The sequence below is a fragment of the Chryseobacterium gleum genome, assembly GCF_900636535.1.
GTDB lineage: Bacteria > Bacteroidota > Bacteroidia > Flavobacteriales > Weeksellaceae > Chryseobacterium > Chryseobacterium gleum.
Genome location: NZ_LR134289.1, coordinates 1,138,180 through 1,158,155 on the forward strand (window position 1 = coordinate 1,138,180; position 19,976 = coordinate 1,158,155).

Genomic DNA, 19,976 nt, shown 5'->3' on the forward strand with positions numbered 1-19,976 from the left:
TATTTGTATTTTTTATTTGTTTAAACAGAATCTAAAACATAAAGAAAGTAGCAAGATGAAAACGGTTATTTATTGCTGTGTACTCATTTCCAATTCCCCGTCCACTGCTTTGGGCATCTCCCCAAACAGCTACTGTATTTTCTACTTCAAATCTGAGCTTGATGGCTTTACTGAGTGACCAGTCTACACGCGGGACCACGCGCCATAGATGATCTACACTCCTGCCCCCAGATGTTGCGGATATTGCCCCCCAGGAGGCCGTAACGCCATAAGCATTCGCAGTTCTTCCCTCTACGGTTTCCCGGGTTCCCCTATTTTTCACGATTCCTCCAAAAAGCCCAAATAAGAATTTCTTATCCGTAGTCTGCTGAAAATCAATCCATGCACTTCTGGTATTCATTGTATGAAAAATATCCGGTTCTTTAGGGGCAGAATACCCTACAAACCCGCCGAGCATTACCATGGAAGCTGAATTCTGGGACAACATAACTGAAGCACTGATCGTTAATGGCTTTGTAATGACCTTTGCATATGCCATTGTAGTAAAACTTTCCAAACGGTTATCATTAGCTACCGGAGGTGTACCGGAAGAAAGTTGGGGTTTCAAAACCTCATACTGTCCTGCCATTCCGGCAACCAGTTTTTCTGATTTATATTGAAGCTGGAGATGTGAAGATGGCAAGCCGCTGTCTCTGTACGGAGAAGTATTGGGGGTAAAATCACGTTGCGCATTAACAGCGGCAATTACTTTAAATTTAGATCCTATTTTTTGGGTAAGTCTTATCTGAGGATTTCTATTCAGAGCAAATATGGGGGCACCTGTACCATAGTTTACCACATTAGGCAAACAATCTAAAACAACCATCGGATGCAAGTACTGCCCAATTCCCAATTGTGTTTTATCCCAATCAAAGGTAACATAGGCATGCCGTAATCTCAGTTCATTGATCCCTGCTTCTGTTGAACCAAAGAATTCGGCTTCCAAAATGGCTGCCGTCTTTGAGCCTAAAACTTCTGGTCCTTTTGCATTAATCCCGACTCTTGAAAGCACTGAAAGCATATGAAATTTCGGTGCATTGTTAATATCTTTTCCATATATATCGGTTAACTTGTCTTTTGGATAAAGCGGAACCAGATTTTCACCGGCACCAATGTTTTGCCTTGTATCATAAAAAGCATCGTTCCTGATAAATCCATAAAAGTCTAAGTCGACCAGCTTTTCATGTCTACTTTTGGAAAGAGTTGTTGTTTGAGCTGAGGATAATGTATCAGTTTTAGTTTCATTCTGTGCTGACAATGGACATACTGATAAGAACCATAATAAATAAGATAAGGATAGAATTTTTCTCATTAGATGTGTGTTTAGTTATTCTCAAACATACAATAAATTCGAAAACTAACAATCGTTCGTTAGCTAAATTCAGAAAAAAGATAAATTATCCCCATAAGAATAAAAATATAAATGATAAATATTTAAAAAATAATATATAATTGGAATAAAAATGTAAAATATTCATTCAACAATTTGACAATATGGCCTTAAAAAAACAAAAGCCCCGAAAATTTCGGGGCTTTTGGATATATAGCAAGAATTTCTTATGCTTTTGCAGATCTTTCTACTCTTTTTCTTTCTTCTTCAGAAAGGATTTTCTTTCTCATTCTGATGAAATTCGGAGTAACCTCAATAGCTTCATCAGCCTGGATGTATTCCATACATTCTTCCAGTGAGAATAAGATTTTCGGAGCAACTCCTGTATCCTTATCTTTTCCGGCAGCACGCATGTTGTTCAGCTGTTTTGCTTCTACGATATTTACTACCAAATCTCCAGGCTTGTTCTGTTCTCCAACGATCATTCCTGTGTAGATTTCCTCACCCGGATCAACGAAGAATTTACCTCTATCCTGTAGTTTGTTGATTGAGTATTCTGTAGCCGGACCTGTAGTTTTGCTGATCAATACACCATTGTTTCTTCCCGGAATAGCTCCTTTGAAAGGCTTGTATTCTGTGAAACGGTGTGCCATAATAGCTTCACCGGCAGTAGCTGTCAACATCTGAGAACGTAATCCGATCAATCCTCTTGAAGGAATTTCGAACTCCATATGCTGCATTTCTCCTTTAGTTTCCATGATGTGAAGATCACCTTTTCTTTGTGTAGCCAAATCGATAACTCTTGAAGCAAATTCTTCAGGAACGTCTACTACTAAAGATTCATAAGGCTCACAGCTTACTCCGTCAATTTCTCTCAGGATAACCTGTGGCTGGCCAATTGTCATTTCGTAACCTTCTCTTCTCATGGTTTCGATCAAAACTGATAAGTGAAGAATACCTCTACCAAATACAAGGAAAGTATTTGCATCATCAGTCTGCTGAACTCTTAATGCAAGGTTTTTCTCTAATTCCTTAGTTAATCTTTCTTTAAGGTGGTTTGAAGTAACGTATTTACCATCTTTACCAAAGAAAGGTGAATTGTTGATAGAGAACGTCATGTTCAATGTAGGCTCATCAATTGCAGTTCTTTCCAATGGCTCAGGATTTTCAAGATCTACGAAAGAATCTCCGATCTGGAAAGCATCAAAACCTACTACAGCACAGATATCACCTGCCTGTACTTCTGTTACTTTTTTCTTTCCTAATCCTTCAAAAACGTAAAGCTCTTTTACTTTTCCTTTAACAATTTTACCGTCTGCCTGAGCAAGACCGATCCATTGAGATTCCTTAATCTCTCCTCTTGTCACTTTTCCGATTGCAATTCTTCCTAAGAAAGAAGAGTAATCAAGGGAAGTGATCTGCATCTGAAGGTTCCCTTCAGTTACAGTAGGAGCAGGAACATATTGTAAAATTCCGTCAAGTAATGGTAAAATATCTTCAGTTTGTTCTAATGAAGTGTTGAACCAACCCTGCTTAGAAGAACCGTAGAATGTTGGGAAATCCAACTGTTCTTCAGTAGCCTCAAGGTTGAAGAATAAATCAAATACCTGATCGTGAACTTCGTCCGGACGGCAGTTTGGTTTATCTACTTTATTGATAACTACTAATGGTCTTAATCCTAATTCCAAAGCTTTCTGAAGTACGAATCTTGTTTGTGGCATTGGTCCTTCGAACGCATCCACCAACAAAATAACCCCATCAGCCATTTTTAATACTCTTTCTACTTCTCCTCCGAAATCGGCGTGACCAGGAGTATCAATTACGTTAATTTTTGTGTCTTTATAAGTAACAGAAATATTCTTGGATAAAATCGTGATCCCTCTTTCTCTTTCAAGATCGTTATTATCCATAATTAACTCCCCACTCTCCTGATTTTCTCTGAAAATGTTGGTAGCGTGAATGATCTTGTCAACCAAAGTCGTTTTTCCGTGGTCAACGTGTGCGATAATCGCAATATTTCTAATGTTTTGCATAAAAGATTTTTACGGGTGCAAAAGTAGTGATTTTTAATGAAAAACTATTTAGTTCTCTAAATATTTAATATTTTGTTTAAAATGCTTACTCATAGAACTATAAAAAAAGAATGTCCAAAAAACGTCATTTAAAATGATTTGGTGACAAATTTATAAGCAGAATAAACACAACATTGATTTTATGAATATCTGTTTTTCGAAATCATCTTAATACTTTTTATATCAATGTCTCATCAATCGGTAAAACAAAACCAGATCAATTAAAACCACCAATATAAATTTCACCAGAAATGATTTTTTGGAAACTTTATGATTGAAAAGAATCATTCCGGAAGCCGCTCCCAGAATTCCACCCAAAAGCGAAATTCCTAAAAGAGTATTTTCTGAAATTCTCCATTGATGTTTTTTAGCCTGCCACTTATCAAAGCCAAAAGTTCCAAATGCAATCAGATTGATGACAAAAAGAAAAGGAATCATTTTAAATTAATTTGCTGCAAAAGTAGAGTTTAATTTCAGAACAGGATTTTATAAATTTGCACTTCCTAAAAATAAAATCAATGACAGTACAGGATCTTGCGGGAAGCTATTCTATTGAGGGAAGTAATCAGGAAGAATCTTCCCTGCCAACATATCATGGTATATTAACCCTAACCCTTGATGAGAACAACCGCATCATTGCCCAATGGATTATTGGTGATCATATACAAAATGGTACCGGATTTTATAAAGATCAGATTTTAGTAATTAACTTCAATTATGAAGGTGAAGATAATAAAATCTACAAAGGAGTGGCTGTTTACCGCTGTCTGAATAAGAATATCCTGGATGGATTCTGGTCAGAAAAGCATGGCAATCCCTTATATCTTGGAAGTGAATATTGCGTGAGAATTCAAAATTCTGAGATTTTGAATTAGCTTTTTTCTTTTGAGAGAATTCACAGAAATAAAAGAGCTGCCTTTTATCAAGGCAGCCCGTTATTTATTAAAGTTGAATAACTTATTTTTTAGCTTTTACATCAATTGCAATCTCGATATCTTTGCTGATCATCCATTCTGCAGGATCTGCTTCTGAAGTACCGAATTTGATTCCCCAATCTGCTCTGTTTACAGTGAATTTAGCCTGAATAGCTGCTGAGTTTTCAGTAACATCTACTTTGGCAGGGAAAGTTACATTCATTGTTTTTCCAGATAATGTAAGGTTTCCGCTTACTGTTTTATTAGCTCCTGCTACTGCATCTTTTGGCGCTTCTTTCAGATCTGTAACACTTGTAATCTTAAAATCTGAAGTAGGGTTTTTCGCTACATCAAAGAAATCAGGATTTTTAAGGTGAGCCTCAAGATCTGCCGGCTTTTTATCTTTCTCAGTTACTGAAGCCGGATCTACTTTAATAGAATTCATATCGATAATAAAGTTTCCTGCTGCAACCTGACCTGCATCAACACTGATGTCTCCTGATTTTACTGTAAGAGTTCCCCAACGAGGTGCCATACCTCCTTTATGGAATGCTTTCCAGTTTACTACTGAAGCTACTGTATCCACAGCAAGAGTTTCACCTTTGCTTTCTGCTACCGCCTGCTCCTGAGCTGTAGCTGCAGATTCTGCCGATTTTCCTTTATTACATGATGCTAAAAGCAATCCTACTCCAACTAATGCAATTACGCTAATTTTTTTCATATTGAACTGTTTTAAAAAAGTTTGAATTTTGTTGTTTTCGGGTACAAAAATAGAAAAACCTATTGGGAGGCACCTTATCATACATCAAGAAATGTGGTATTTTTATATTATGATAAATCCTTTTCCTGAAAACCTTTTCCAGATTGCGAATCGTAGCAAAAATTGAATATTATTAACAGATATTTAAAGGGCTTATTGCAGTGAACTGGTGAAAAATAAGGAGGGAATAAAAGATTAATACATCCTGTGTTTATATTTTTTCATCCCAAAACCCTATTTTAGCCCTACGAAAACAGAACAATGACGACCGTAGAATTTATCCAGAAACAGCTGAATATTTCTGAAAAGAGCATCAACAATACTTTACAACTATTAGCAGAAGACTGCACCATTCCTTTTATTTCCCGTTACCGGAAAGATAAAACCGGAAATCTTGATGAAACACAAATCGAACAGATTTCAAAAATAAGCAGGCAGTTTGAAGAGATTGTTAAAAGAAAGGAATCTATTTTAAAATCTATTAAAGAACAGAACTCTTTAACGCCTGAACTTCGACAGAGAATAGAGGAAAGCTTTGACATCCAGGAGCTGGAAGATCTTTATTTACCTTTCAAAAAACGTAAAAAAACCAAAGCTGATGCCGCTAAGGAAAAAGGGCTTGAACCTTTGGCCAGAATTATCATGAGTCAAAAGAATAATGATGTGCAGTTTCTGGCATCAAAATACCTCAGCAGCGAAGTTACATCCGAAGAAGAAGCACTTCAGGGAGCCAGGGATATTATGGCAGAATGGATTAATGAAAATATGTATGTGCGTAAAAATCTCCGCAGATTATTTCAGCGTAAGGCAGTTATTACTTCAAAAGTTGTAAAGGCTAAAAAAGATGAAGAGGAAGCACAGAAATTCTCCCAGTATTTTGAATGGGAAGAAAGCCTTAACAGAACTCCCTCCCACAGACTTCTGGCCATGTTGAGAGCTGAAGCGGAAGGCTTCGTCAAAACGAATGTAGGAATAGACAAAGAAGAGGCGATTGATTTTATTGAAAAAGCAATTATTAAATCAAATAATGAAAGTTCGGACCAGATTTCGCTGGCCATAAAAGACAGTTATAAAAGACTTCTTGAGCCTGCCATTTCTAATGAAACCCTGCAGGAAGCCAAAGAAAAGGCAGACAAAAAAGCAATCGAAATCTTCTCTGAAAACTTGAGCCAGTTGCTTCTGGCTCCACCTTTGGGAGAGAAAAGAATCCTTGCAATAGATCCTGGATACCGAAGCGGCTGCAAAGTAGTATGTCTGGATGAAAAAGGTGACTTGCTGCACAACGAAACCATTTACCCTCATGCTCCACAGAACGAAAGCGGAATGGCCATGAAAAAAATTCGTTCTATGGTAAATGCCTATAATATTGAAGCCATTTCAATTGGTAATGGAACAGCAAGCCGTGAAACAGAGTTTTTTATTAAAAAAATTGCTTTTGATAAGCCTTTGCAGGTTTTCGTGGTTTCTGAAGCCGGAGCATCAGTGTACTCTGCAAGTAAAATTGCAAGAGACGAGTTTCCTTCCTATGATGTGACCGTTCGCGGTGCCGTTTCCATCGGGAGGAGACTCTCTGATCCGCTGGCAGAACTGGTGAAAATTGACGCCAAATCTATAGGTGTGGGGCAATATCAGCATGATGTGGATCAGACCCAATTAAAAAACGAGCTGGATTCTACTGTGATGAAATGTGTAAATTCTGTAGGAATTAATCTCAATACTGCCAGCAAATCACTTCTAAGCTACGTTTCCGGGATCGGGGAAAAAATGGCTGAAAATATAGTTAATTACCGTACTGAAAACGGAGCGTTTGAAGACAGAAAGCAGCTTAAAAAAGTTCCGAGGCTTGGAGATAAAGCTTTCCAGCAGGCAGCAGCTTTTGTAAGGATTAAGAATGCCAGAAATCCGCTGGATAATTCTGCTGTACACCCCGAAGCTTATGGAATTGTTGAGAAAATGGCCAAAGATTTAGGGATTAAAACCAATGAACTGATTGCCAATAAGGAAAAAATAGCTCTGGTAAAACCGGAAAACTATATCACGGAAGAGATCGGGATTTTAGGAATTAAGGATATTTTAAAAGAACTTGAAAAACCGGGACTGGATCCAAGAAAGGCCGCCAAAGTATTTGAATTCGATCCAAATGTTAAAAGCATTAAAGATTTAAAAGCCGGTATGATTCTTCCTGGAATTGTCAATAATATTACAGCCTTCGGATGTTTTGTAGATCTTGGAATTAAAGAAAGCGGACTGGTTCATATTTCCCAGCTGAAAGACGGATTTGTTTCCGATGTCAATGAAGTAGTAAAGCTTCACCAGCATGTTCGTGTAAAGGTAACCGAAGTGGATGAGGCAAGAAAAAGAGTGCAGCTGAGTATGATTTTGTAAATAGCTGCTGCAGATTAAAGTATAAACACAAAATTTTTATTTTGGACACAAAGAACTTAGTTTTCGACCTGGATGGCACATTATGGGATCCCAGAGCGACGATCATCAAAATATGGAATAAGGTATTGGGTAAACGTCAGTTGATTCAAAGAGAAATAAAACCCGAAGACATGGATCAGTACATGGGTTTATTAGCTCACGATATTATCAAAGATATTGTTCCGGGAATTTCGGACCTTCAGATACGGGAGCTTCTTTCTGAGATCGTAGCCGAAGAAAATAAAATCCTGCGTATACAAGGCGGAATTTTATATGACGGTGTGGAAGCTACATTGAAAAGCCTTTCCAGTACTCATTCTCTTTTTATTGTAAGTAACTGCCAGGACGGTTATATTGAATCTTTTTTAGAATATTATCAATTCAATGATCTGTTTACAGATTTTGAATCCCATGGGCGAACTCAAAAGCCAAAGGCTGACAATATCAAGCTTCTTATGGAAAGAAATCAGCTATCCATTGAAGATTCTGTATACATAGGTGATACACAAACCGATTATGATTCAGCAAGGGCTAATGGACTTCCATTTGTTTTCTGTGAATATGGTTTTGGAAAGTTAGCTGAATCTCTTTATGAGCCATCCATTCTTACATTTCCAGATTTAAAGGTTCATATTTCTGATATTGCAAGATAAGATTATATATCAAAATCAAGGCTACCTTTTAGGCAGCCTTGATTTTTTCAAAGAAGAAAAATTATTATTTATAATCCTTAGAACTTCTTCTTGGTTCTTTTACTTCCGGCCATTTTACTGTTTCCCCTTTATCATCCTGAGGCATTGCTCTCTTCTCTCTGTTCATGAATTCCGGATCTTCAGAAGCCATATACGCTAATGCGGCCGTTAAGATCACATTATTTTTTACCTCGTCAAAAACAATTTTATCATAGGTATCTTTTGTAGTGTGCCATGTATATCCGAAGTAGCCCCAGTTCAGAGAACCTAAAGAAAATCCCGGTACTCCTGCTGCCACAAAAGAAGCATGATCCGATCCACCGCCGCCAGGCATTCCAGGGAAGTCTGTTTTAATATGGGTCTTCACTGCTTTAGGAACGCCATCAAGCCATCTTCCGATATAATCATAAGCTTTTACAAATCCCTGACCGCTGATATTTACCACACGGCCGGTACCGTTATCCTGATTAAAAGCAGCCTGTACTCCTTTTATAATCTGAGGATTATCTGCAACAAAACCTCTTGAACCGTTCAGTCCCTGCTCTTCACTTCCCCAAAGTCCAATGACAATCGTTCTTTTATTGTTAGGATAGTATTTTTTCAGAATCCTCATTGCCTCAAGCATCGTGATCGTTCCGGTTCCGTTATCTGTAGCGCCCTGGGCGCCATCCCATGAATCAAGGTGAGCAGAAAGAATAACATATTCATCAGGCTTTTCTTTTCCTTTGATCATCCCGATCGTATTAAAACTTTTGGCTTCAGGAAGTATTTTTGACTGGGCATCAATTTTAATTTTAGGCTTCCCTCCTTTTTCCGCCATCCTGTAAAGCATTCCATAGTCTTCCACATCAATATCGATCATTGGAATCTTGGATGTTTTTGCGCCAAATATTCTGTTAGCCCCCATGATGCCGGTCCAGTTAGAAATGGCAATGCCTGCTGCACCTGCTTTTTCTAACGCTTCAGGAAGGCTGTTGTTATCATATCCTATATTTTTTACATACGCTGTAAAGTCTTTGGCAGCCTGTTCTCTTTCTGCCTTAAGCTTTTCATACAGCTCAGGAGTAGCAAATTCTTTGATCTGCTCATCAGAGCGTCCGATTTTCTGATATTGTGCCATCAGGACTATTTTGCCCTTCACAGAAGGAAGCCATTGGTCAAATTCTGCTTTGGAAGATACTTTCGGAAGAATAATCACTTCTGCCTCAACCGCTTTTTTAGTTGCCGGACTCCACGCCAGCTGTGTTGCTGCAAGAGATTTTACCCGCGGATAGGTCATATCAACATGCGTTGTTCCTCTTTGCCATCCTTTCCAGGTTCCAAACTGCTGAAGATTGGCATCCACTCCCCACGAACGAAGCTTGTTGGCACTCCATTCATTTGCGGCAAGCATTTCCGGAGTTCCCACAAGGCGTGGCCCGATACCGTCCAGCAGTTCATAAGCCAGATTTTCCAGCTGGGAATTATTATTTACTTCATCTACAAAACTTTTTACGACAGAGTCTAACCTTTCTTTGGGGTCAACCTTTATCTGAGCCCATGAAAACTGGGCAGCCAGCACTACTGCAGGCACTGCAAAAAATCTATTTATCCTCATAATATATATTGATTGGTTTAAAGATAGCAGAAATTGGGGAAATGAAAGCAAAAAACTCTTTAAACAATATAGTTTAAAGAGTTTTTTATATAATAAATTAAATTGATAAAGAATATAATTAGAAATATTTCTGCTATTTGGATCCAAAATCAGGTAATTTCCTATCGATAAAAGCTTGCTCTTCCCTGGAAAGTAAAATTGTATTATTTTTATTTTCTTTCACCTGAACATTATCCCAAATATTTTTAGTAAAATCCACTTTAGGGACAAGTCCTTTTTCTTCTGATTTTTTAAATGTATTGTATATAAGTTCCCTACTGCTCTTCCTTTCATGTTTAACCCCTTTGTAATATGCAACATATTTATTCCCTTCAAGTCTGCTCATCGCAGGAACATACATTCCATCATTTTTATAAAAATCGAAAACAAGTATTGCATTTCCCAGTTGATAATCATATTCTTCCCCCTCACCTGTTTTTCTTTTCATCATCGGATATTGATCCTGTAAATAATGGATCTCAAAATAGGTAATTACTTTATCTGCTTTATTAAATTTAAATTCGCCTTCCATTTCAATTCCCAATCCCGATTTAATACTAAAGGTAACCAATTGTTCATTGCCTTCTTCGAAGATCATCCATCCTGAATATTTTGAATCTTTATTTTTTAAATGAGCCAGCACCCGTGTTAATTCAAAATTGAAAAAAAAATTCCCCATATATTCTTCAGAAAATTCTTTTAATCCTGCGGTAAAAATACTGTCCGACTTTACATTTTTAAAGCTTTTCACATTATTTAACTGCATTTGCAGGTTCTTATCATAGGATTTATTATGGTTGTAATAATTGGCCTTACTCCACAATTTAGTCTCCGCAATTACTAAAAAATAAAGCTTATTATTATCACTCTTTTTTTCTTTGTAGATTACGTCATATAGAGATGGATCACTGTAATATCTTTTTCTATAATTATCACTCACGTCTTCAAAGAGTTTTCTGATATCGATTTTTGCTAGTTTTACCTCATCAATTTTTTTATAAACCCGCTTTAGTTTAATAACAGAATGAAATTCATGAACTATTGTCTTTTGGAAACCGGAAGCAGAAATTTCAAAGTTCACAGCGCCTTGTTCAACCGGTGCAAAACCATCTTCATTGGTATAAACAATCTGATTTTGTAAAAGAATTCTTGCATTGAAAATAGGCTTCCCGTTTTCTGCATCCACAATTTTTAATTTCTGCCCTGAAAAAAAATTAAAAAAGAGAATAAACAGCAGATAAAAATATTTCATAATATACCATCATTGATGTTTCTAAAATACAAATTATATAAATGGTATGTATTCAAACAAAATAAATTAACATTGGATTTAAAAAGTATCAACATAAAGGTATGATAGGATCGAAAGTGATCAGGAAAATACAGATATAAAAAAACCGGCTTCAAAAGCCGGTTAAAGGTGAATTATTTCTTAGCTTCTTCTACAGAAACTTTTCTGAATTCTTTGAACAGTTTGCTTAGTTCTAAAGCTGCTTTACGAGCTCTTGTACCAGCAGCCTTGTTTCCTTTTTCCGCTTGTTGGTTTGCCTCAGTTGTGAACGCTTCAAATTCTGCGTTGATTTTTTCAATTAGTTCTTTCATTTATTTAAAAATTTAGGCTGCAAATATAGGTTTTATGGTGATTCCAGCCTAATTGTGCTGAAAAAAAATAGCGGATTTTATAATTTTTTTTGAGTCTTTCTTAATTTCAATTTAATTTTTAAAATGAAAATCAAGTATTGTAGAAATCAAGCATCTGACCGGGCATAATATAGAGTATAATTTAATATTCAATTAAACCATTAAAAATCAAAGAGAAACGAATAAAATCAAGACCACTCCGTTTGACAGGTCTTACTTATAAAATCTTTGGATTTACCTTTACAAACTTAATGTTCTTAAATCTGCAATTCTTTTGCCTTTGTGCCTGCACTTTCCAGCAAAACAATACTTTCTGAAGTAATTCTTTCTGCAAAAATAATCCTGAAATGGTAATGATATCTGTCCATAAAAGAAAAGGTATCTCCGGGAGTAAATAAAATCCGGTGTCGCTCACAATAGTCGTAAAACCTTTTTATATCTGTACTTTCCGGAAGCTGTCCCCAAATACTGTAACCTCCCTGTGGTCTGTGAAAATAAGAGTTTTCAGGAAAAGAATTCCTTACAGCTTCCAATACCTCAGCAGCCTGCTGATTAAGTTTTTTCCGGAAGGACTGAAGATGTCTTTCATAGCTGTTTCCCTGGAGCAGTTTCAACACCAACTCCTGATATACCGGAGAAACAGAACGTCCCAAAGCAAACCTCACTCTTTCAGCTCTTGCATACAAATCACCGGCATACAGCCAGCCCAGGCGGATTCCCGGCGAAAGTGTTTTTGAAAATGAGGAGTAGATCATGACCTGACCTTTCGTATCAAAGCTTTTTATACTGCGTGGTCTTTGATCGCCAAAATATAGATCAGAATACATGTCATTCTCAATAATATACAACTGATGAGCTTCTGCAATAGTTAGAATTTCTTTTTTTGTTTCATCATTCATCAGCACTCCTGTAGGGTTGTGAAAATTCGGAGTAACAACCAGAGTACGGATATTATTTTCCTTACAAGCTTTTCTGAAGAATTCAGTATCAAAGCCTCCTTTATAATGTACAGGAATCTCTATCACTTTCAGTTCCAGATGGGCAATTACTTCGAGTACAGAAAACACACAAGGACTGTCAACGGCTACCACATCACCGGCTTTTACAGCCGATTTTAAAGCAATGGTAAGAGCCTGCAAAGCACCATCAGTGATAATGATTTCATCAGGATTTAAGGTACAGTCATAAGTGCCCATTTTTTTTGCAATATGCTTCCTTAATGCTTCCAGGCCATTTGAAGGATAATATCTGAGAAGAGATGCTCCTTTTTCACGAATAACTTCCTGCATCGTTCTCAGGATAAGCTTCTGTGGAATCAGCAGATCACCGGGCACTGCCGTATTAAAAGAGCTGGATTCGGAAGTTCTTTTGGAAGTCAGCATTATGTTTTTCATGAACACTTCGTCTCTCACGACCGCCGGGAATTTTGTTTTCACTTCAGGGATATTTTCATCCTGAATTCTCCTGACAAAATATCCGGATCGTGGATTGCTCCTGATCAGTCCTTTGATCATAAGATATTCAAATCCCCTTTGTACAGAACTTGTACTCAGCTTGTATTTTCTCTTAATCTCACGAACAGACGGAAGCCTGTCATTTTCCTGTAAAATTCCATTGCGTATCTGTTCCTCTATTGCAGCTGCAAAAACTTCGTACTTATAGGGTTCCATCATACATTTCAACTGTACTGAACAAATTTATAAAAATATCCTTCTGTACCGATTATATTTTAGCAAACTGTATCCTTTTTAAATAGATTAATCTTATAATTTTGAATAAAAAAAATCCCCATGGATATTATTTCAAAATTTACAGTAGGTTCTGAAGAAGGAATTTCTGATCTTATAACCATTATCGATTCTTCTGTTTATACATTATATAAGGATTTCGTAAGCGAGGAGCAGATTAAAAAATATATTCACAACGATATAGATCCCAGAAAGATGATCAATGATCTTAATGATCTTTCCAACCAGCTGATCATGACCTATGCTGACCAAAAGCCTATAGGGTACAGCATTATTAAAAGCGGTTCTCTTCATCCCGGAATTCCTGAAGGAAAAAGAGCAACAGAAATCAGTTTTGTGATTCTCTCAGAGTTTGACACTCCGGAAACAAGGCAGTCACTTTGGAAAAAATGCAGATCAGCAGTAAGCTTCACTGATATTATATGGATCAATATGCTGGACCATGATCCGCTTGCAGCATTTTTTAAAGAGTCCGGATTTGTAACCGCGGATATTTCAAAGGCGGGTCCTTTTCAGCTTCCTTCGCATATTTTGGAACTGGAGATTAATAAAAACTGATTCTTAACTACAGGACACAGATTCGTAAGATGTTTAACGAAATCGAGAAACCTATAATTCTGATTCTTATTATTTCACTTAAAATTATCATGAGTGAACAGCAGTTTGCTTATCTTTGATTTTTATAATTTTTACTTATGAGTGATCAGCTGGAAACCATAGAAGATTATTACAGACGCATCCGCAAAGATCAGATTAAAATGTTTGATTCTGAAGACTTTGAAACGGGAAAATCCCACTTCAACATTTCCATGCGGCGATACTGCAGCTTCAAAAGCCCCTATAACCGCCGTGATTATTATAAAATCAGCTTTATCATTGGAAAAGGAACGATTCATTATGGTTCACATCAGCTGTATATTGACCGCCCTGCCCTGTTCTTTCCATCTCCGGGTATTCCGTATTCATGGGAATGTGAGAGTGATGTACAGGAAGGATACTTTTGTTTGTTTAACCAGGAATTCTTTAGTGGAAACACAGAATTCAACCTGTTCAAACAAACATCGATGTTCAAAGAATGGAGCAAGCCGGTTGTTTTTCTGACAGAGGAGCAAACTCAGCTGGCTACTCTTTATTTCGAGCAGATGTACAGAATGAACAACTCCACTTATCCTTTCCGCTGCAGCAGTATCAAAAGCAATCTGGCGTCCGTGATGCATCTGGCTCTTGAAAACCGTGTAGAAGATATCAATCCGAATGAGCTTCCTGCAAATGTACGTTTATACAAACTGTTTGATGAACTGCTCAACAAACAGTTTCCTTTGGATTCACCTGCTTATCCGCTGGCTTTAAAAACGCCTTCCGACTTTGCCGAACACCTGAACGTTCATGTCAACCACCTGAACTCTTCGGTAAAATCCGTGACAAATCTTACGACCACTCAGATTATCAAGGAAAAAATGTTTGAAGAATCCAAAAATCTGCTAAAGTATACAAACTGGGATATTGCCCAGATTGGTTATACGTTAGGATTTGACCAGCCTGCCCACTTTAATAATTTCTTTAAAAAGCACGCCCGCACTTCACCATTAAAATTTAAGAATTTATCTTAATCTTTGATTTTTGTAATTTTTACTTTGTCTTTTAAAATTCACTTTCCTATTTCCTGACTTATTTTTGCATAGTAAAAAATGAATGAATATGTTGAGAGAAGCATCTGAACAACGAATCAGATTAATTACCATTATGGCTTTCGTGTCTATCCCGCTTTCCGGGTTTGTAACAGACATTTATCTACCATCGTTTCCCTCTATGGCAAAAGAAATGATGGTATCAGAAAAAGATATCCAGATTACTTTAACATCATACCTTTTGAGCTACGGGATTTCCCAGTTGTTTGTGGGAGGAATTCTGGACAGCATCGGCCGCTACCGTCCCAAACTGATCGCCTTATTTCTGCTAATCCTGACGAGTATTTTAATTACTATGACGAACAGCATCTTATTGATCTGTCTGCTTCGTATACTTCAGGGGGCAGCAGTTTCAGTGCTTGTCGTAGCTACCCGTGCTATTTTCGTAGATATATATGATGCGGAGAAAGTGAAGCACTACCTGAGTTATTTTACCATTGTATGGTCGTGCGGTCCCATTCTGGCGCCTTTCCTCGGAGGTTATCTTGAGAAAATGTTTAACTGGCATGCTAATTTTTATTTCCTTGCCGCATACGCCGGATTCCTCTTCCTTTTTGAATGGTTCTTCAGCGGAGAGAGCCTTCCTCAAAAAAAGAAACTGGATCTTTCAGAGAATATCAGCCTTTACAAAATGATGCTTAAGAACAGGATTTTTATGCTGGGAATTTTCATCTTAGGACTGAGCTACTCCATTGTAATGTTGTTTAATATTACCGGGCCTTTTATTATTGAAAATACGTTTCATTTTACTCCGGTAGTCATCGGATACTGTACATTAATCCTGGGGTTTTCGTGGATGATCGGAGGTTTTATCGGGAAACGCAGACTGACTCTTGGTTTCAGATCAAGGATTTTACAGCCTATTTTTCTCCAGCTAATCCTCATCGCAGGGTTGATTATCACCAGTTATTTTGCAGAAAGTCTTTTTATTATGATTCCTTTCGCATTCTTCATCCATATCTGCTCCGGAATTTTATTTACCTCATTCTTTACGACAAGTATGCTTTACTTTCCTAAAAACGCGGGAACTGCCGGCGGACTCATGGGCGGATTGGTATATGTGATTACCTCCGTAACAAGCTTTATCATTTCGGTAAGCGGAACGGTAAGTGAACAGAAAGATCTTTCCTGGCGTTATCTGATCATTGCCTGTTTTCTTTTCGGGATTATTATGATGATGCATCAGGCTGTTAAAAAAGAAAAAGCAGAGATCAGTTGATTCTCTGCTTTTTTTATGTTTTATTTTATGCTTTCAAGATACTTCTTCAGAATAATTGCATGACAGTGTTCTTCATCTTTGGCTGCATACAGTAATGTAATTTTTTTATGTTTCTTATGGCGTTTCATGAAATCTTTTCCAAGGTTACTTTCATGAAGTTCTTTCCTATATTTTTCTGAGAATTCTTCCCATAGCCTGACATCATGATGAAACCAAAGCCTTAATTCTGTGGATGGTGCAATGTCTTTATCCCATTCATCAAGATCAGCATTTTCTTTAGAAAGGCCTCTTGGCCAAAGACGATCTATCAGAACACGGTATCCGTCGTCCGGAGACGCAGCCTCATAAACTCTTTTTAATACAATTTCAGGCATGATTACGATTTTAAATGACACTTTGAAATTTATTGTATAAACAACAGCAAAATTTATTCCTGCAAAAGTATATTCCAGCTTAATTTTTTCCGGTCATTATTTAACATCCAATTAGTTTTAATTAAAACTAATTTTTCGTATATTTGTTAGGGTAAGGTTATGCTAAAAATCCATTTGTGTATGACTCCTAACCTGTTTATCATTATATAAATAAAGTATGTCTGCAAAAAAGAATGATATTTCTGAACTGGCTCTGGAGCTTGGATTGGCAATGAGCGAAATGAAGAGCCGTCTCCGGCAGAAGATCCAGGCTACCGTTAATGAATATGACCCTGATCTGTCTTTTGAACTGATTGAGATTCTGGGATTACTTTCACGCTACAACGGAATCAACCAGCAGGAAATAGGAAATAAAGTAAGCAAAGACAAATCCAGTATTACCTATCTCATCAACAGCCTTGTAAAAAGAGATCTTGTTGAGCGGATAGCTGATGAAAACGACAGAAGAAATAAACAGATTTTTTTAACTCCGAAGGGTAAACAGATTGTGGAGACCGTTTATCCATGGGCATTAGATCTTTATAAAAAGGCAGTTGAAGGCATTGATGAAAAAGAAATCAGCAAAGCACTGCTATTGGTAAAAAAAATGACAGCAAACCTGGAATAACCGGGATCAAAACATGATACAATATGAGAACAATCCTTGTACCTGTTGATTTTACATCAACTACAGAAAATGCAGTAAGAGTTGCCGCAGAATGGGCAAAAACCTACGGCTATCAAAACATTATCCTCTTAAAAACGGCAGGAGAATCTGAGTTTGACTATCTGCATATTGCAGAAGGGCATTCATTTGTAAATGAAGAAAGTGTCAACAATCTATTGCAGAGAACAGAATTATTACTTGATCAGTTAAGCAGCATTGTAACAGAAAAATCACCTGAAATCAAGGTTTCAAGAATTTTAAGTGATTGGGCTCTTACCAGAAGTATCAATGAACTTTTAAAAGATGAATCGTCTGTAGAACTGATTATTCTGGGAAGTGATGATCAGACATCTGCCACTGAAAGTTTTGTATCTGAAAATATTATAAGTATCGCAAGAACAAGTCCTGTGAAGACTTTAATTGTTCCCAACAGCTATCATTATACTCCTGTTAAAAATATCTTTATCCCTTGTGACATCAATGGAATTAAACGGTTAGAAAGATTGTTTCATCATAAATCTCTCATTCATAAGCAGGATGTGCATCTGTCTTTTTTAAATATCAATACCCGCGAAAAAGAAGATGAAAACAAGAAAAAAGAGCTTGAAGACTATATCCGTGAGCATTTAACGGAAATCCCAAGCAGCATTTATTACTCTCATGATGAAAATGTCATTAATGGCATTCTGACTTTTGCAGCCACTCATGAAGCAGATCTTATCATTGCTTTGCCCGGTAAGCACAGTTTTTTGTACTATCTGGCAAGCAGAAGTATTTCCGAAGGAATTTACCAGAACACCCATCAGCCTGTACTCATCCTGAAATAAAAAGGCTGATTGAAATTAATAATAAATTTTAGAGCTTTCGATTTTAACGAGTTTCTGCTCCTGCATTTTTTTGACATATCTGATCACCGTCTCTACCCGGAGACCGGTGAGTGTCGCAATCTGTTGTCTGGTATAGGGAATCAGGAATGAATAAGCTTCTTCAAAACCAAAATATTTTTTAAGATGGTCAAAAAGCTTCACCAGCTTTACGATAGGATCTGAAATAGCCAGAAAACTAGAGATCATATACCTGAAATGCAGTCTGTCTGCGGTATATTTATTAATCTCAAGCATTAATGCAGGTTTTTCCAGCAATATTTCAAGAAATCTGGTTTTAGAAAGCCTGATGATTTCACAGCTGGTCACTGCAACTGCGTTAACAGCATAATGATGTCCTGTAAACAAATAACTTTCGCCGATGCAATGCCCATCAAAAGGAAGGCCGTGAACAAATTCTTTTCCGTCTTCCAATAAAGTATTCAGTTTCACAGTGCCATATCTGATCTGAAAATAATATTTTGCAGCGGTTCCTTCCTGAAAAATTGTTTCTCCTGCTTCATACCTTTCCAGACTGGCTCCGTGGGAAAATAATAAGTCTTCGCATATGATCATCTTGCCATTATTAAATTGAGTAAAAATACTTAAAGTACAAGCAAAGTGCAACTTAACAAATACCACAGAAAAAGTGATTTTGCTGCAACACCGCTATACTTTTATTATGTAGTGATTTTTTTCTTGTGTTTTGTTCCCCAGTCTGCCAAAGCAGCAATGACATCTTTCAGAGATTCACTATACTCTGTAGGAACATATTCTACCAGCACAGGTTTCTGATCTGTAATTACGGTTCTTTCTACCAGATGATTAACTTCCAGTTTTTTCAATTCACTGGATAATACCCGTGCAGATATTCCCTTGATGGTACGCTGTAATTCATTGAAACGGGTGTGCCCTCCCAGGATCGCAATCATTACACGTATAGTCCATCTGCCTCCGAGAACATATAATGCATCCTCTGTAGCAGAGAGATGGTTACTGCATTGCGGCCTTGAATACACTATTTTTTCTTCTTCCATTGCCTCTGTTTTATTCTGTTACTAACCTAAATGTTATTACTAACCTTTCGGTAACTACTATCTTTTTATTAGTAAATATAGATAATTTTGGAACATCAATTTTAAAAAAAATAAAAAATGAAACGAGTACTTCATATTACTTCAAGTCCGAGAAGTGAATCATCAGTGAGTAAAAAACTGGGAAATGCAGTCGTAGAGAAAATAACAGCCAAGTATCCTGACCATATTTTAAAAAAACGCGATCTGGCAAATCCCCTTTTTCCTCATTTGGAAGAAGCGCATATCAATGCATTCTTTACGCCGGCTGAAAACCGGACTTCTGAACAGTCGGAAATTGTAAAGCTTTCAGATACGGTAATTGATGAGCTTCAGGAAGCTGATATTATTGTTATTGAAGCGCCCCTGTACAATTTCAGCATCACTTCCACACTGAAATCATGGCTTGATCATATTGCCAGAGCAGGAAAAACATTCAGCTACAGCGAAAACGGTCCTGAAGGCCTGGTGAAAAATAAAAAAGTATACCTTGCCTTTTCAAGTGGCGGCGTATATTCTGAAGGGGAAAGACAGGCTTACGACTTCGTAATTCCTTACTTGGAAAAAACGCTTGGATTTATGGGAATGACGGATATTTCTGTTGTCCGTGCAGAAGGACTTTCTGTTCCGGTCGTTCAGGAAACAGCCCTGCAAAAAGGGATTGAAAGTATTATTGTAGAATAAAAACAAAAAAATTGCTGTTCCTTCGAACAGCAATTTTTTGTATCAGAGTTTTGTTGTTCACAAAAGTATATAAAGAATTAAAAAAATACTTTCCTCAACATATGTAAAGGTTT

General features: G+C 37.1%; 20 protein-coding genes. 9 read left to right on the forward strand and 11 right to left on the reverse strand.

Annotated features, from left to right (window positions below):
• Positions 1-31 precede the first annotated feature (31 nt).
• From EL165_RS05290 to EL165_RS05300, 3 genes are all read right to left on the reverse strand, one after another.
• Positions 32-1,351 carry a DcaP family trimeric outer membrane transporter gene (locus EL165_RS05290; RefSeq protein ID WP_002978900.1) on the reverse strand — a complete coding sequence of 440 codons (1,320 nt, stop codon included), beginning with the start codon at positions 1,349-1,351 and terminating at the stop codon, positions 32-34.
• A 245-nt stretch (positions 1,352-1,596) separates the two neighbouring features.
• Positions 1,597-3,402: a translational GTPase TypA gene (gene typA / locus EL165_RS05295; RefSeq protein ID WP_002978898.1), complete on the reverse strand. Its 1,806-nt coding sequence runs from the start codon at positions 3,400-3,402 to the stop codon at positions 1,597-1,599.
• 222 nt (positions 3,403-3,624) lie between these two features.
• Positions 3,625-3,879 (reverse strand): DUF1294 domain-containing protein, encoded by a 255-nt coding sequence (locus EL165_RS05300; protein ID WP_002978896.1) that lies wholly within the window; start codon positions 3,877-3,879, stop codon positions 3,625-3,627.
• Between the two features lie 80 nt (positions 3,880-3,959).
• Here EL165_RS05300 and EL165_RS05305 point away from each other — a divergent pair, with 80 nt between their 5' ends.
• On the forward strand, positions 3,960-4,316 hold the full coding sequence (locus tag EL165_RS05305) for a hypothetical protein (RefSeq protein WP_002978894.1): 357 nt from the start codon (positions 3,960-3,962) through the stop codon (positions 4,314-4,316).
• Between the two features lie 82 nt (positions 4,317-4,398).
• Here the strand turns inward: EL165_RS05305 and EL165_RS05310 are convergent, their stop codons facing one another.
• Positions 4,399-5,076, reverse strand: coding sequence for a YceI family protein (locus EL165_RS05310; protein ID WP_041461459.1), 678 nt, complete (start codon positions 5,074-5,076; stop codon positions 4,399-4,401).
• Positions 5,077-5,376: 300 nt separating this feature from the next.
• On the opposite strand from EL165_RS05310, the gene EL165_RS05315 reads away from it, so the two are divergent.
• The gene (locus EL165_RS05315) at positions 5,377-7,500 is read left to right on the forward strand and encodes a Tex family protein (RefSeq protein WP_002978890.1); all 2,124 of its coding nucleotides are present in this window, start codon (positions 5,377-5,379) and stop codon (positions 7,498-7,500) included.
• 41 nt (positions 7,501-7,541) lie between these two features.
• Positions 7,542-8,192 carry an HAD family hydrolase gene (locus EL165_RS05320; protein ID WP_002978888.1) on the forward strand — a complete coding sequence of 217 codons (651 nt, stop codon included), beginning with the start codon at positions 7,542-7,544 and terminating at the stop codon, positions 8,190-8,192.
• 64 nt (positions 8,193-8,256) lie between these two features.
• On the opposite strand, the gene EL165_RS05325 is transcribed toward EL165_RS05320, so the two are convergent.
• From EL165_RS05325 to EL165_RS05340, 4 genes are all read right to left on the reverse strand, one after another.
• Positions 8,257-9,828 (reverse strand): M20/M25/M40 family metallo-hydrolase, encoded by a 1,572-nt coding sequence (locus EL165_RS05325; RefSeq protein WP_002978886.1) that lies wholly within the window; start codon positions 9,826-9,828, stop codon positions 8,257-8,259.
• Positions 9,829-9,961: 133 nt separating this feature from the next.
• Positions 9,962-11,053 (reverse strand): hypothetical protein, encoded by a 1,092-nt coding sequence (locus tag EL165_RS05330; protein ID WP_126358588.1) that lies wholly within the window; start codon positions 11,051-11,053, stop codon positions 9,962-9,964.
• Positions 11,054-11,292: 239 nt separating this feature from the next.
• Entirely contained in the window at positions 11,293-11,469 is a 177-nt protein-coding gene (locus EL165_RS05335) for a histone H1 (protein WP_002978882.1), read from the reverse strand.
• Between the two features lie 296 nt (positions 11,470-11,765).
• On the reverse strand, positions 11,766-13,181 hold the full coding sequence (locus tag EL165_RS05340) for an aminotransferase-like domain-containing protein (protein ID WP_002978879.1): 1,416 nt from the start codon (positions 13,179-13,181) through the stop codon (positions 11,766-11,768).
• A 117-nt stretch (positions 13,182-13,298) separates the two neighbouring features.
• Between EL165_RS05340 and EL165_RS05345 the strand changes: the two genes are divergently transcribed.
• The 3 genes from EL165_RS05345 (at position 13,299) to EL165_RS05355 (ending at position 16,163) form a co-directional block, all read left to right on the forward strand.
• Positions 13,299-13,814 carry a hypothetical protein gene (locus tag EL165_RS05345; RefSeq protein ID WP_002978877.1) on the forward strand — a complete coding sequence of 172 codons (516 nt, stop codon included), beginning with the start codon at positions 13,299-13,301 and terminating at the stop codon, positions 13,812-13,814.
• A gap of 137 nt (positions 13,815-13,951) precedes the next feature.
• Positions 13,952-14,866, forward strand: a complete 915-nt coding sequence (locus EL165_RS05350) for a helix-turn-helix domain-containing protein (protein ID WP_002978875.1) — start codon at positions 13,952-13,954, stop codon at positions 14,864-14,866.
• Positions 14,867-14,954: 88 nt separating this feature from the next.
• Positions 14,955-16,163, forward strand: coding sequence for an MFS transporter (locus EL165_RS05355; RefSeq protein WP_041461458.1), 1,209 nt, complete (start codon positions 14,955-14,957; stop codon positions 16,161-16,163).
• A 20-nt stretch (positions 16,164-16,183) separates the two neighbouring features.
• On the opposite strand, the gene EL165_RS05360 is transcribed toward EL165_RS05355, so the two are convergent.
• Complete coding sequence (locus EL165_RS05360; protein ID WP_002978871.1) at positions 16,184-16,537, reverse strand: DUF488 domain-containing protein; 354 nt, start codon at positions 16,535-16,537, stop codon at positions 16,184-16,186.
• A gap of 217 nt (positions 16,538-16,754) precedes the next feature.
• Between EL165_RS05360 and EL165_RS05365 the strand changes: the two genes are divergently transcribed.
• Positions 16,755-17,204 carry a MarR family winged helix-turn-helix transcriptional regulator gene (locus tag EL165_RS05365; RefSeq protein WP_002978869.1) on the forward strand — a complete coding sequence of 150 codons (450 nt, stop codon included), beginning with the start codon at positions 16,755-16,757 and terminating at the stop codon, positions 17,202-17,204.
• A 23-nt stretch (positions 17,205-17,227) separates the two neighbouring features.
• Positions 17,228-18,070 (forward strand): universal stress protein, encoded by an 843-nt coding sequence (locus EL165_RS05370; RefSeq protein ID WP_002978866.1) that lies wholly within the window; start codon positions 17,228-17,230, stop codon positions 18,068-18,070.
• 15 nt (positions 18,071-18,085) lie between these two features.
• Here EL165_RS05370 and EL165_RS05375 read toward each other — a convergent pair whose 3' ends face one another.
• Positions 18,086-18,682 carry a Crp/Fnr family transcriptional regulator gene (locus EL165_RS05375; RefSeq protein WP_050791115.1) on the reverse strand — a complete coding sequence of 199 codons (597 nt, stop codon included), beginning with the start codon at positions 18,680-18,682 and terminating at the stop codon, positions 18,086-18,088.
• Between the two features lie 104 nt (positions 18,683-18,786).
• Positions 18,787-19,143, reverse strand: a complete 357-nt coding sequence (locus tag EL165_RS05380) for a winged helix-turn-helix transcriptional regulator (RefSeq protein ID WP_002978862.1) — start codon at positions 19,141-19,143, stop codon at positions 18,787-18,789.
• Positions 19,144-19,260: 117 nt separating this feature from the next.
• Between EL165_RS05380 and EL165_RS05385 the strand changes: the two genes are divergently transcribed.
• Entirely contained in the window at positions 19,261-19,863 is a 603-nt protein-coding gene (locus EL165_RS05385) for an FMN-dependent NADH-azoreductase (RefSeq protein ID WP_002978859.1), read from the forward strand.
• Positions 19,864-19,976 lie beyond the last annotated feature (113 nt).